The 13,418-nt window shown below is 42.2% G+C and carries 12 protein-coding genes and 2 pseudogenes; 10 read left to right on the top strand and 4 right to left on the bottom strand.

Annotated features, from left to right (window positions below):
- Window positions 1–9: 9 nt before the first annotated feature.
- Window positions 10–681: a M23 family metallopeptidase gene (locus tag HC246_RS05450; protein ID WP_169362502.1), complete on the bottom strand. Its 672-nt coding sequence runs from the start codon at window positions 679–681 to the stop codon at window positions 10–12.
- Between the two features lie 191 nt (window positions 682–872).
- Here HC246_RS05450 and petB point away from each other — a divergent pair, with 191 nt between their 5' ends.
- The 3 genes from petB (at window position 873) to HC246_RS05435 (ending at window position 3,826) form a co-directional block, all read left to right on the top strand.
- Window positions 873–1,520 carry a cytochrome b6 gene (gene petB, locus HC246_RS05445; protein WP_126386220.1) on the top strand — a complete coding sequence of 216 codons (648 nt, stop codon included), beginning with the start codon at window positions 873–875 and terminating at the stop codon, window positions 1,518–1,520.
- 82 nt (window positions 1,521–1,602) lie between these two features.
- Complete coding sequence (petD, locus tag HC246_RS05440; protein ID WP_126386221.1) at window positions 1,603–2,088, top strand: cytochrome b6-f complex subunit IV; 486 nt, start codon at window positions 1,603–1,605, stop codon at window positions 2,086–2,088.
- Window positions 2,089–2,200: 112 nt separating this feature from the next.
- On the top strand, window positions 2,201–3,826 hold the full coding sequence (locus tag HC246_RS05435) for a hypothetical protein (RefSeq protein WP_169362501.1): 1,626 nt from the start codon (window positions 2,201–2,203) through the stop codon (window positions 3,824–3,826).
- Between the two features lie 29 nt (window positions 3,827–3,855).
- On the opposite strand, the pseudogene HC246_RS05430 reads toward HC246_RS05435, so the two are convergent.
- Both HC246_RS05430 and HC246_RS05425 read right to left on the bottom strand, forming a co-directional pair.
- Window positions 3,856–4,362: pseudogene (locus tag HC246_RS05430) on the bottom strand (type ISP restriction/modification enzyme); the annotation flags it as partial.
- 33 nt (window positions 4,363–4,395) lie between these two features.
- A pseudogene (locus HC246_RS05425) lies at window positions 4,396–5,438 on the bottom strand (IS630 family transposase).
- Window positions 5,439–5,732: 294 nt separating this feature from the next.
- Between HC246_RS05425 and HC246_RS05420 the strand changes: the two are divergent.
- Window positions 5,733–6,695: a protochlorophyllide reductase gene (locus HC246_RS05420; RefSeq protein WP_169362500.1), complete on the top strand. Its 963-nt coding sequence runs from the start codon at window positions 5,733–5,735 to the stop codon at window positions 6,693–6,695.
- A gap of 41 nt (window positions 6,696–6,736) precedes the next feature.
- On the opposite strand, the gene HC246_RS25420 is transcribed toward HC246_RS05420, so the two are convergent.
- A complete protein-coding gene (locus HC246_RS25420) occupies window positions 6,737–7,618 on the bottom strand; it encodes an NF038130 family PEP-CTERM protein (RefSeq protein ID WP_211167634.1) in 882 nt (293 codons plus the stop codon).
- Between the two features lie 298 nt (window positions 7,619–7,916).
- On the opposite strand from HC246_RS25420, the gene HC246_RS05410 reads away from it, so the two are divergent.
- The 6 genes from HC246_RS05410 (at window position 7,917) to HC246_RS05385 (ending at window position 13,283) form a co-directional block, all read left to right on the top strand.
- On the top strand, window positions 7,917–8,777 hold the full coding sequence (locus HC246_RS05410; protein WP_169362499.1) for a hypothetical protein: 861 nt from the start codon (window positions 7,917–7,919) through the stop codon (window positions 8,775–8,777).
- A 24-nt stretch (window positions 8,778–8,801) separates the two neighbouring features.
- Window positions 8,802–9,911: a non-hydrolyzing UDP-N-acetylglucosamine 2-epimerase gene (gene wecB, locus HC246_RS05405; RefSeq protein WP_169362498.1), complete on the top strand. Its 1,110-nt coding sequence runs from the start codon at window positions 8,802–8,804 to the stop codon at window positions 9,909–9,911.
- 73 nt (window positions 9,912–9,984) lie between these two features.
- Window positions 9,985–11,313, top strand: coding sequence for a CmpA/NrtA family ABC transporter substrate-binding protein (locus tag HC246_RS05400; protein WP_169362497.1), 1,329 nt, complete (start codon window positions 9,985–9,987; stop codon window positions 11,311–11,313).
- Window positions 11,314–11,560: 247 nt separating this feature from the next.
- Window positions 11,561–12,004 (top strand): T3SS (YopN, CesT) and YbjN peptide-binding chaperone 1, encoded by a 444-nt coding sequence (locus HC246_RS05395; protein WP_126384156.1) that lies wholly within the window; start codon window positions 11,561–11,563, stop codon window positions 12,002–12,004.
- A gap of 185 nt (window positions 12,005–12,189) precedes the next feature.
- A complete protein-coding gene (locus tag HC246_RS05390) occupies window positions 12,190–12,639 on the top strand; it encodes a T3SS (YopN, CesT) and YbjN peptide-binding chaperone 1 (protein WP_169362496.1) in 450 nt (149 codons plus the stop codon).
- Between the two features lie 8 nt (window positions 12,640–12,647).
- Complete coding sequence (locus tag HC246_RS05385; protein WP_169362495.1) at window positions 12,648–13,283, top strand: hypothetical protein; 636 nt, start codon at window positions 12,648–12,650, stop codon at window positions 13,281–13,283.
- The last annotated feature ends 135 nt before the right edge of the window (window positions 13,284–13,418 follow it).

The following is a 13,418-nucleotide window of genomic DNA, read 5'->3' as shown; positions in this document are numbered from 1 at the left end:
CGCCACTCTCTATTGGGTATTGTCCCATTGTAAATAAGTAGCTGGATTGTAAACATAGTGAAAAGATTGGGCTGGCGCACAGGGATTAATCTTAATTGCTACACCTAATTCAAAATGTAAATGTCTGATATCACTGCGTCCTGAGTTGCCCATGGTGCCAAGTACTTGACCACGAGGGATTCTCTGCCCAACTTTTACTTGAATGCTATCAGGGTAGAGGTGAGCATAACGGGAGAATAGTCCATTAGGATGCCGAATCACGATATGGTTGCCCCAATCACCACCACAGTCACGATGTAAACTATTTGGCTCAAAGGAATTTGATTGTGGGCAGTCACGACGCACATACATAACCGTGCCATCGGCAACCGATCGCACCAAAACCTGAGTAATTAACGGATTGCTATGAATAAAATCAATGCCTTCATGCTCCGCTAATTGATAGTCCTTGCCTACAAATGGATCGATTGCCGTAAATTCTGCGGGTAAAGCCCAAGCCAAAGTCAAGGTGCGATCGCTACGAACCGAGGCAACCCTTTGGGTTGGCGGATATTCTTCGTTATTGTTTGCCAGATTTGCCTGAGAATCTTTAGCGCAACCTTGAGCCAATAGAGGAGTCACACAAGAGCAGGATAGAGAAATCACAAAAACTGCTAATCTGAAGCACAAATGTATTTTCATGAAATGTATTTTCATGCAGGGTAATAAGCAGCAAGAAAACTTGCTTGATCTTGCTATATCTTTCTATATATTTAGTGAAACTTGTTAAAAACCGTCTTTAGGTTTGCCTACACTCGATCATAAGTATTAAAATAAGTTACAGCTATCAAAAAATTGTTAACTAGTTCAGCAATCTTGGGTTTTTCAATTACATGAGTAAAGTTTACGATTGGTTTAACGATCGCCTTGAAGTCGGGGCGATCGCCGAGGACGTTACTAGTAAGTACGTTCCCCCCCATGTCAATATTTTTTATTGTTTAGGTGGCATCACCCTCACCTGCTTCCTAATTCAGTTCGCGACTGGTTTCGCGATGACCTTCTATTACAAGCCCTCGGTTACTGAAGCATTTGACTCAGTCCGCTACATCATGACCGACGTTAACTTCGGTTGGTTGATTCGCTCAATCCACCGTTGGTCAGCTAGTATGATGGTCTTGATGATGATCTTGCACGTTTTCCGTGTGTACTTGACTGGTGGTTTCAAAAAACCCCGCGAATTGACTTGGGTTACTGGCGTAATCCTTGCCGTAATCACCGTTACCTTCGGTGTAACTGGCTACTCCTTACCTTGGGATCAAGTCGGCTACTGGGCGGTAAAGATCGTATCTGGCGTACCTGAAGCAATTCCTGTCGTTGGCGGAACCTTAGTTGAACTACTTCGTGGCGGTCAAAGCGTTGGTCAAGCAACCCTTACCCGTTTCTACAGCTTGCACACCTTTGTATTGCCTTGGTTGATCGCTGTATTCATGCTTGCTCACTTCTTGATGATCCGTAAGCAAGGTATTTCTGGTCCTTTGTAAGGTTTGTTATCTTACAACCAAATTTAGGATTTTCGTATTAGATAATTTTAGAAAAAATACATTGCAATAGTAGAGCAATAAAATGGCAAAGACTGAAAAGCTCCCCGATTTGAATGATCCAATCTTGCGCGCCAAGTTGGAAAAGAACATGGGTCACAACTACTACGGCGAACCAGCTTGGCCGAATGACTTGTTGTACATGTTCCCCGTTGTAATTACTGGCACGATCGCTTTGATTACTGGTTTGGCAGTGCTTGACCCCACCTTGGTTGGCGAACCTGCTAATCCTTTCGCGACTCCTTTGGAAATTTTGCCAGAGTGGTTCTTGTATCCTGCATTCCAAATTTTGCGGATCGTACCTAACAAGCTTTTGGGTGTACTACTCCAAAGCTTGATTCCCGTTGGCTTGATCCTCATTCCCTTCATCGAGAATGTCAACAAGTTCCAAAATCCTTTCCGTCGCCCTGTAGCGATGGCAGTATTCCTCTTTGGTACTGCTTTTACCCTTTACTTGGGTATCGGTTCTACCTTGCCCATTGACAAGTCTTTGACCTTGGGCTTGTTCTAATTAATTCAAACTAAGTTGCTTGGTAAACTTTATTTGAATAAAAAAGGATTTCGAGTGCTGCTCGGAGTCCTTTTTTATTGGAGATCGCGCCTTTCTTTTTTATGATGTATCTATGCCACGTTTTCAAAGCCGCCTCTTTAATTGGATCGATCAATCCTTGCCTGCCAAATTAGGACGCAGTGCAAGACGATTAATTGATCGCCAATTAAGGCAGATGCCCAGTGTGAAGGACTTACCGCGTTTGCTTGCCTATCAAGTAGCAAAAGCGGCTTTATATCCTGTGTATCTGGTTGCCTCGACGACTAAGCGGATTTTTCCTACACTGAGTCGCGCTAAAACTGAGGATAGGGAAAAACTGCGATCGCAACCTGAGTCCGTCGGATTATTATCGGAATCTGAAGCAAATACTGAAAATATTGAGCAGGTAATTGAGCAAGAGTTACCAAAGCCTGAAATTACTCCAGAAATTCCTTTACTCTTAAGACCTTTAGTCAAATTCTTAAATTGGATCGATCGCACCAAAATCCAACTAGATCGCAATATTGCTGCGATCGTCAAACGTCAACCTGATAATCTCGCGAACATCGATAATCCTGAATTAGAGCCAAGAATAATTGCTAATCGGATCTTCGCGGAAATCTGGCAGCAACAGGTGGAGCAACGCCAAGCTGAGGAGAATGCCTTAAAAGAAAGTAATGGTTTAGCGGAAAATGTCGCTCTAGGGAAAAATCGCAGTCTAGAGCAATTGCGCCGTTTGCTCGAGGCAGCGATCGCCTATTTCTTTGGTCATGGCAATCAAGCTAATGCTCAAGAACAAAATTTAGCTAGTGATGAAGAATTAACGGATTTATCAGGTACAGAATCTGATGCTTTACCCTCTAGTCCCAAATTGCGGCGACGACGTGCTAAATCAACGGGTGCAATCAAAGAAAATGCAACCTTAACTCAAAATACCAACTTAGAGCGATTACGAGAATTGATTGCTGCCGCGATCGCCTATTTTATCGGTAAGCGCGTTCTTGATGGCGAGGCAGTAACATCTAGTGATGTCCTTGGGGATTTTCAAGAAAAAGCATCAGAGTTTCTCTCGGGAGAAGCAGCCGATAAGCTCCAAACTAGTTCTCAGGACTCTCCAAACAAAGCCAAAAAATATAGTTCTGAAAGTTCTGATGAGCTCAAAGTTGACGATCAACTTGAACGTTTACAGAGATTGATTGCCGAAGCGATCGCCTATTTCTTTGGTAGACAGGTATCAAAACCTTCTCTAGATGAAACTTCTGATATAGCTCCCAGCGAGGAATCATGGCTAACAATGGAAGATGTCTTTGGTGATGATAATGGTCCTTGGCCGCTTCCTTTGGAATATGAGTCTCATGCCTTTACGAAGTCTCAAGATATGGCAGCAATTAACTCTTCAGGAGAGTTACAAAGTTTTGAGACCACAACCACACAAATTTCTCAAGATCGGATCGAAGGTAGTTTACTCTTTGAAGAAGAAACATTAGCCTATCAAAATTCAACTTCAGACACAGAAAATGAGCGCCCGTTAAAAGCATGGATTGAAGCTAAGGCAACGCTTTTAGGCTATGTCTATAATCCTGTAATGACTGTAATTTTTTGGTTAGACGCAATTATTCTCAAAATTGAGAACTTCTTTATTAGGTTGTGGAAGGGCTTGATCGGTTTACCAAAGCGGTTAGTTGATTTTATCCGTTACGGTAATAAACAGTCTAAATAGCTCGATTATAATTTTCATATTTTGGAAGCTCACATAAGTTGAATAATTTCCATTGTCTTAACGCTGACGGTGCAAACTCTTTGTAGTAAATCAATTACTTGTTCTTTGTAGTCAGCAAATTTGTAGGTATTGAAAAGTTTGGCAATGGTGGGATCTTTTGGTTTCTTTTCTTTGTATTGATCGAGTATCCATTCAAGGGCGGAACGGTTGCCGAGTTTGTATTCCCATGCGATCGCTGGTACACCTGTTAACGGGGTATTATCATCAATGCTTTTCACATCGTTAGTTTTATCGCCTTTGAGGTTGGCTTTGGGGTTGTCTTTGATGGCAATTTCGATTCGTTGTAGTCCGTTTAGTTCTATGGTTTCGTAGTTGAGATATAAGTCCATTAGAGCTTTTCCCCATGATGCCCATTGATGGAAGTCTTCGTAAAAGGGAAGTCTAGGAAATTCGCGTTTGAGGTTAAATTCGTATTTGGTGCGGTAGGCGAGATGGTGAAGGACGACGTAGGTGTAATGGACTATGCCGATTCGTGATTTGAAACCTGCCCTCAATTGCTTTGCTATACCTTAACAGGGAATAGACTTAACATTATCAAAAGACTGAAAGCGCAAAGTCAATAAAGAATCCAAAGCTGCTTTATGAGTAGTGCGGGAATTCTCAAGGCAAGAAGCAATAGCAAACTTGAAAGAATCAAAATCAGGGTAATAGACGGAGTAGAGACACTGTTTCTTCACAAATTTCCAAAGACGCTCAATCAAGTTTAAGTTTGGAGAGTAAGTAGTCAAATAAAGAAGCTCGATATTTAATGACTGAGCCAACTCAAAAACTAAAACACACTTTTGATAACGAGCATTATCCAAGACAAGAGTAATGGGTATAGTCAAACCCAAAGCCGCAAGTTTGTGGAGTAAGTCACAAACACTTTGAGCATTGATGTAAGAATCATTAGTCACAGTAATCAACTCATGAGTAACAGCATTAAGTGCACCGAGGACATTAAAACGCTGCCTTCCCGACCCAGATTTAAGAAACAAGCGTTCAAAACACCACAAAAAGCCTAAATAGGCTCCAAGGACAAAGTGAGCAGCATCAACAAAGAAAACGGCTCTTTGTCCAGATTTAGCTTCCTCTAAGCGCGGTTCTAGTTTTTTTTAAGAAATTCCTCTTGTGCTGCTGGGTCAGCCTTTGCAGGTATTAGCCCCACTCGACGACAACTCATTCCCATCGATTTCAGGAAATGACGCACCTGTTCTCGACTACGGACAATCCCTGTCAACTCAGTAATTTTTGCTGCTGCATGAGCCAGCGTTTTAGGTGGATGTTCTCGAAAATATATCTCTAAACTTTCTTGATGCTGTTTTAGTTCACTCTGGGGGCGATTAAAGGTCAGTTCTTTCAGTTTGCTTATCCCACCTTCTTTATAATCTCGTAAATAGTTCAACAGTGTCGGTTCACTGATTCTTAGCAGTTGTGTAATTTCCTTGTGCGCGTATTTCTGGCTTTTTAGGTATAGTGCTTCCATTTTTCTCTGCACTCGTGGATGCGGATGATGGAATCTTTCGTAATGCAGCGCATCTATTTCTTCCTTGGTAAATGTTATTCGGAGCATCTTGGAGAAAAGTTAACGTTTCTTCCATCTTTACTCTTATGAAAAATAAAGTCTACCCCCTGTCAAGGTATATCCTCTTTGAGGATCTTCTACACATCTAGTTTCTAGACTTTACACACTTTCCTTGATAGGCGAATATGGGGTAACAACCATACGCTTCACTAGAATGGGAAACGCTATATTCTCAAAGCTTTAGCAAGTAACAGTTTCGGTAAAAAGTCTTGAGTTTCACATGAGTCCAAATCGCTGTAAAATTCTAAGCAAAGTTAATAAATTTCTAAATTTCTTCTTAAAATGTCATATCCACAGCTACCTACAGTCATTATCACAGGCGCGTCTTCAGGAGTAGGGCTTTGGTCAGCCAAGGCTCTCGCCAATAGAGGTTGGTTCATCGTCATGGCTTGCCGCAATGTTGACAAAACCCACAAAGCGGCAGAATCCGTAGGCATCGCCAAAGATAGATACGAAGTCATTCAAGTTGATCTTGGCTCCTTGGTGAGTGTACGTGAGTTTGTGGCTAAATTCCGTGCTACAGGCAGATCCCTTGAAGCGATCGTGGTCAATGCCGCCATTTATACACCCCTGCTTAAGGAACCACAGCGATCGCCTGAAGGCTTTGAGCTAACCATGACCACCAATCATCTGAGCCATTTCTTACTCGTCAATCTTCTCCTAGAAGATATGAAAAAATCCACCTATGGCGATCGCCGTGTTGTCATCCTTGGAACTGTCACCCATAACCCTGACGAATTGGGCGGCAAGATTCCACCACAGCCAGATCTCGGTAATCTCGAAGGCTTCGAGAAAGGCTTCAAACCACCGATCTCAATGGCAAATGGCAAGAAATTTGAACCAGTTCGAGCCTATAAAGAAAGTAAGGTTTGCAATATCTTAACCATGAGAGAATTGCACCGTCGTTTCCATGAATCCACAGGTATTACCTTCACCTCGCTCTACCCCGGTTGTGTTGCCGATACACCTCTCTTCCGCAATCACTATCCTCTCTTCCAGAAGTTATTCCCCTTGTTCCAAAAGAACATCACTAAGGGCTATGTAACTCAAGAACTATCAGGCGAAAGAGTCGCTGCGGTAGTTGCCGATCCTGAATATCGTCAATCGGGCGCTTACTGGAGTTGGGGCAACCGCCAGAAGAAAGATGGCAAATCCTTTGTGCAAACAGTTTCACCTCAAGCTCGCGATGATGCAAGAGCAGAAAAAATGTGGGACTTAAGCGCCAAGCTAGTTAGACTCGTTTAATCAAGAAAAAGCGGTTCGTTATACGAACCGCTTTTTCTTGATTAGAGTTTGTTAGCTTCTCGACGCTTGAGTATACTTGCGCCTATAGCACCAGCAAAGGCAATCCCAATCAAGGCTGGGGGCACAGGGACAGGTCTAGCGCCTTGTAGTATCAATTCATAGTTACCAGTATGGGAAACCCCGTCATCAGCAGCAACTAGACCAGATGGGGTTGCCTTGAAGTTAAACAGATAGCCAGTCTGTCCGTCATAGCTATATTTGACTAACTCACTAGCCTGTATGGTTTTGCCTGATAATAGAGGCTGGAGAGTAGGGGGGACAATCGGAAAAAGTAGTGGAGTTGCATTGTAATGTCCCGCTAAACCAATACTAATTAAGCCAGTGGTATCATCCTGATTCACATAAGAAATATTAGGATCACTAAATCTTTGGAAACCACCATTACTCACAAACGAATTAAAAACTGAGGTAGCAGTAGCTGTGCCAACAAGAGCACCTAAACCGTTGCTGGTTAGAGCCTGATTAAACCAATATTGCCCTAAGGTTGTACCTAAATAGCTGGAATTCCAGTCTGACAGGGTGAGGCTGCTTAGAATTAGGCTTTTGCTACCAATTGTTCCTTGTAAAGTTGTGTTTTTGGTAAAGTCAAAGGTGCTTTGTTCACTACTTGCAGCTAACTCGACATTACCAGTAGGATTGCTAGCATTACCGTCTAAAACTCTTTGAACATCTGATAGGTTAGGCGATGGTATCCGTACAGTTTGGTTACTAGCATTGACATCATAAACATAAAAATCATTAGCAGCAGTGCCACCGATGACTACTCCTGTTATAGATGCCGCAGATACGGATGCGGGAGCTAGTGCAATTAAACTTGCTAGAGAGAAAGCGCCAAGAGATAGACTTTTAAGTAGTGTTTTCATAGATTAACCAATTTTATAGAGATGAATAAATAGCCAAAATTGAGAAAAGCTATCTTGCGCTTTGTGTAATTACTTTTCTCTAAAGCTGTAGGCACGGTATAAGCATACCCACTAATTTATAAACTACTGCAAGAGATGATCTAAACCTAAATTTTATTGTATAAAATTAACATTAAAATTTTATATTATTTATTTATTTATTTTCTATGCTATATGGACGGTATTGAATTACATAAATCTGATACATTTGGCGTAGTTAAACAGCAATTTTATTGGGTAAGCATCTGAGGTTGCTCTCATGGCACAAAATCCGATGATCGAACAAGCTAAGCAAGGCAATGTTAGTGCAATCACAGCATTAATGAACCGTTTGCTGAAGTCACAGGGAATGCTCGCCAATGTCGAGCGTGAAGGCGATCGCTTGGAAGTGCTAATCGAATCGGATCTGCGATCGCTAGATGATGAAGTGCGCGTTCCCAAGCGCCAAGTACTAGTGAGAATGCTGAAAAAATGGTTTCGTACCCTTGAAGTTCAAACCATCTCTAAAATCACCATTTCTTGGCAGCAGGCAGGATTTGATGCGCCAGCATGGACAGAAGAAATTTCTTTGTTAGATGACGATACTGATATTACTGACATCACCGATATTCCTCAAAATGGCGGAGGGGCTGCATCCCAAGAAAGACCTAGAATACCTCCTTTACCAATCTTTCCCCCCAAGTCTATGCGTAATGACGAACAGCGCGATCGCTCTAGTGAAAAGATATCGTCAACTTCTGAGACGGATCTAGATGAAATATTTGGTGAAGTGAGTCATCCTGTATCCTTACCAAATATTCCTACGAGGCAAAATTTCAGTTCTGAATCGGAATATAAGCAACCCTTTCCAGAAGCAGAACCATTCTTTTTAGCTGATGTCCCTGCAATTCCTGATAGTAGCCCTACAGATGAAGGAATTAGCGATTTTCAGTCTCCCAAATTTACCTTCAATCCTCGTACCTTAACGACCATATTCACTACACCCAGTTTTGCAATTCAACTCATCCAATACGTTTTGATTTGTGGAGTTATTATCCTGACTTTGCGGGGAATTCATGGTGTTTTTGGTGGTGGTAAAGCTCCCAAAGCCGCATCCATTGAAACTCACACTATTGTATGATAGCGATTTTCAAGGGAGATTATTTTGCAACCTCAATTTCATGTCTGCGTCACTTTGGGCACTCGTCCAGAAGCAATTAAGCTTGCACCTGTCATCCATTTATTTAGAAATAATCCTCAATTCCAAACTTCAGTTGTGTTAACTGGGCAGCATCGGGAAATGGTGGAGCAGGTGATGCAATTGTTTGACCTCAAGGCAGATTATGATTTGGGAATCATGCGTCCGAAGCAAACCCTCACTGAGATTACCTGCAATAGCTTAATTGGTTTAGAGAATTTATATAAAGAGATTCAACCCAATATTGTCTTAGTCCAAGGGGATACGACCACTGCTTTTGCGGCGGCTCTGGCGGCTTTTTATCAACAAATTCCGATTGGGCATGTGGAAGCGGGACTCCGCACCGATAATCTCTTTAATCCATTTCCTGAAGAAGCCAATCGTCGCCTAGTTTCTCAGATAGCTCAACTGCATTTTGCACCTACGACTGCTTCCGTGGCAAATCTCCAAACTTCAGGAGTAAAAGAAGGAATTCATCATACGGGTAATACAGTTATTGATGCGTTGTTGTACGTGTCAGGGCGATCGCCAAAGTGTGAGATCAAAGGTTTAGACTGGTCATCCCATCGGGTGATTCTTGCCACTGTCCATCGTCGTGAAAATTGGGGACAGCCTCTAGAGCAAATCATTCAAGCATGGTTGCTGATTTTGGCAGAATTTCCTGATGTGGCTTTAGTTCTGCCTATGCATATGAATCCTGTGGTACGGGAGCCGTTAATCGCTAAACTAGGCAATCATCCACGCATTTTCTTAGTGGAGCCATTGGACTATGAGCAATTGGTCGGCGCAATGCAGCACTGCTATTTGATCATGAGCGATTCAGGTGGCTTGCAAGAGGAAGCTCCTAGCCTTGGTAAACCTGTTTTGGTCTTGCGTACTACGACTGAGCGTCCAGAGGCAGTTGCCGCAGGGACGAGTAAGCTGGTGGGTACGGACACTCAAGAGATCGTGGCAGCAGCTTCTAAATTATTAGGCGATCGCAATGCCTATGAACAGATGGCAAATATTGCTAATCCCTTTGGCGATGGCAAATCGAGTCAGCGTATCCTAGATATAGTTCATGAGTTTTTAGCTTAAACAATCCCTCATATTTTGAGAAAAGATGGCTTTGCTATCTTTTCTCAAAATATGAGGCTATGGATTTAGTCCTATGAATCCACTTTCTCGACGGAAATTTATTGCCACCTTTGGGATTGCCGCCAGTACAGTCTTACTGAATAACTGTACATCTAAACCCTTGGCAAATGATTTATTACAACCAACGCCGATTACAAATATTTCCGATAATCCTGAAATTCAATCGGTGCGTCTAGGCATAATTCCCTCGTTTGAAGTTGCCCCTTTACTAGTCGCGCAACATAAAAAGCTATTTGCGAAATATGGCATGACCGATGTGGAGTTAGTTCCCTTTCAGTCATGGGCAGATATTAGCGATCGCACCGAAATTGGTACGGAACTAGGAACAAACAGCGATGGCATTGATGGTGGACATTTCTATAGTCCTTTGCCTGAGATGATGAATGAGGGAATTAATCCTAACAAGCGCAAAACTGCCATGTATATGCTGATGCGCCTGCATACCCATGGCGGATATATCGTTGTTTCTAAAAGACTAAAACCCTTTGGCATTCAAATACAACGCGCTCCCTTTTCGCCTTGGCAGGATGTGGCGAAGTTATTTGGTAGTCCCATGAATTGCGCGATCGCCGAACTCGGAACTAATTACGATCTCTGGTTACGTTATTGGCTCGCATCAATGAACGTTGTTCCAAAGCTCAATATTGATGTGCTAGCAATTCCCTTTGCTGAGATGAGTAATCAGATTAAGCGGAGTAGAGCCGATTTGCTATGTCTCGATAGCTGGCATATGTTGAAACTACTGGAAGCGAACTTAACCTATCCTGCGATCGCTACTGGGGAGATTTGGCGCAATCATCCGGGGGAATGCTTGGCAATGCGTGCCGATTGGGTGGATAAATATCCCATTGCCACGCAAGCCTTACTTCAAGGAATTATGGAAGCTCAGATCTGGTGCGATAATCCTGCGAATGAGAGAGAACTAAATACATTAATAGCATTGAGCTTTAGTAATGGAGCTAATTTGATTACGGAACCTCTAAAAATGTTCTCTCAGCTTTTTAAAAATAGTCCACAGCAGACTAAGGGAATACTAAGAGCAAATAGTTCTAAAAACTCTCCTAATCCACTCGCCATTAAGTATTGGTCAAATGATGGTATCTCCGTTTCTTATCCCTATAAGAGTCATGATCTATGGTTCTTAAATGAATATAGAAGATGGCAATTACTACCCGACAATTTTGAGATCAAAGAAACTATTGATGCGGTTAATCGCGAGGATCTATGGAAAAATGCAGCGAAAGCGATCGGCGTTCCTGATACGAATATTCCCATATCCACCTCAAGGGGAGTAGAAGTCTTTTTTGATGGCTCAAGTTTTGATCCGAATAGCTCTCAATAAGATTGTCGTGCTTCGCACGCCTCAAAGATGCGATCGCGTAACACAGAATACTGCATAGATTCCTTTTTAATAACACAATCTTTAAGTAAAGATAAAAAATATAAATTTATGCGTAACCAATTACTAGCATAGGAAATCTTGGCGATTTCCTCGTTGTAAGCCTTAGATTGGCATAGACAAGGCGAAAACCATAAATATGTAGGATAAATGGGATTTAGATTGAACAGTTGAAGGATGGAGGTAATACATGAAATTTGAGACACCTGTACAAAAGGCTTGCTATGAGAAGATTCAACCTTGGTTGAAGGACTTATATGACAATGTCTATTCACCTCCATACGACATGCCTGTATTTGTTTTGCCACTAGGTTCCGCAACAGCGACAGTTGAGGTTTTGCCTTGGGGAAGTTCTGAAGCAATTATTTCCACTTGGTCATATGTGGTTACGGGGGCGGAGATTACACAGGACTTAATGCGATTTTTACTTAAAAAAAATTCGGAACTTCAGTTTGGGGTATTTAGTATTGATGATGATGGGGATATTCGCTTTCACACAACTTTAGTTGGCTCGACCTGCGATCGCCAAGAATTACAAACTTTAGTATCTTCAGTCCTAGAAACTGCTGATCAGTATGATGATGCGATCGTCGCAACTTGGGGTGGTGAGCGCTCTTTAGATCGCAGCCTTTAATAAATGAAGGCGACGCGAAGCGTCGCCTTCATTTATTTGGGTTTTATGTCCTAAGCAAAACTTTCATTGCTATAAATAATTATTAAGAGAGGTATGCTCACAAAGGGAGTATACCTCTCAAGTCTTGAAAACTTCTGAGATTGGGTTAAACTTTTAGTGGTTTTGATCAATGGTAAATTTGAAGCGTGAATTTTCAGACAGAGGCACAAAAAAATTGTTATCAAAAAGTAGCTGATTGGCTACCAGAGCTTTGTGATCGCATATCCCATCCCGTCGCCCACAATCCTATTTTTAGCTTACAGTTTGGCTCCGCAACGGTTCTGGTAGAAATTCGACCTTTTTATGAAACAGAATCGATTATTTATATTTGGGCATATGTCGCAACGGAAGTGGAAGTGAGTGATGATCTGATGCTCTATTTGCTCAAACAGAATGATGTATTCTGTTTTGGGGGCTTTAGTATGCCAGAGGATGGGGATGTTAGATTTCATGTGACTTTGCTCGGTGCATCTTGTCAACAAAATGAGTTTAAGCTCGCGCTGACTGAGGTTTTAGAAAGTGCCGATCGCTATGATGATCTGATTGTGAAGCGTTGGGGTGGTAGAAGGGCAGCCGATTCTCTATTTGATATTTGAGGGATTTCATGCTTTTACCTTTACCACAGTCTAGTCGCGATCGCCATCCTAAACACCTTGCAGAGGTTGTGGTAACTTCCACCACAGAATTTCTCGCGCAGTGCCTTGAGCCTGATAATTTAGATTTTCCTGTGATGCCTGCTTTCGGCAGTTGGGTGAAATCCCAACAGGATGAAAATAGCGATATCGTCGCCTATGGGGTGGTTTATCATGCAACGACTGCACCGATTGATTCTGTGCATCGAGCAGTGGCTTTAGGTCTGAGCCTCCAAGAGTTACGCGAACAGCAACCGCAAATTTTTGCCATGCTCCGTTCGGAAATTAAAGTTGTACTACTCGGTTTTAGTACTGTTGGTAATGTCTATCAGCATCTTCCCTCACAACCACCACAAATCCATCAAGCTGTTTATGCTTGTGAAGAAGAGGAAATTGAGAACTTCACGGAAGAGTTAAATTTTTTGAGAACATTAGTCCAAATGACCAATGCTCCTGTCGATGAACTAATCGCCGCAGTCTTACGCAATGTCTATCAGGTGCGTAAATGCGATCGCAATTGGTTAGTCCAAGCAGGACGAAAGCTCAGCATTTTACTTAAAGACGACTACGATCGCCTCGGTGCAATTTTAGGTCAGGTTCATCCTTAAAAGTGAAAATCGCATCCTAGCTGACATAATTTACGCACCAAAGTTGATTAGGATCGATAATATAACAATCCTAGATTGGGTTGTGAGAGTATGCCTCCAAGGGAGCATACTCTCACAACCTATCCCAACTCAACT

Source organism: Pseudanabaena yagii GIHE-NHR1 (assembly GCF_012863495.1).
Taxonomy (GTDB): Bacteria; Cyanobacteriota; Cyanobacteriia; order Pseudanabaenales; family Pseudanabaenaceae; genus Pseudanabaena; species Pseudanabaena yagii.
The sequence above is the reverse complement of the archived record's forward strand: the minus strand, read 5'-3'. Positions and strand labels throughout refer to the sequence as shown.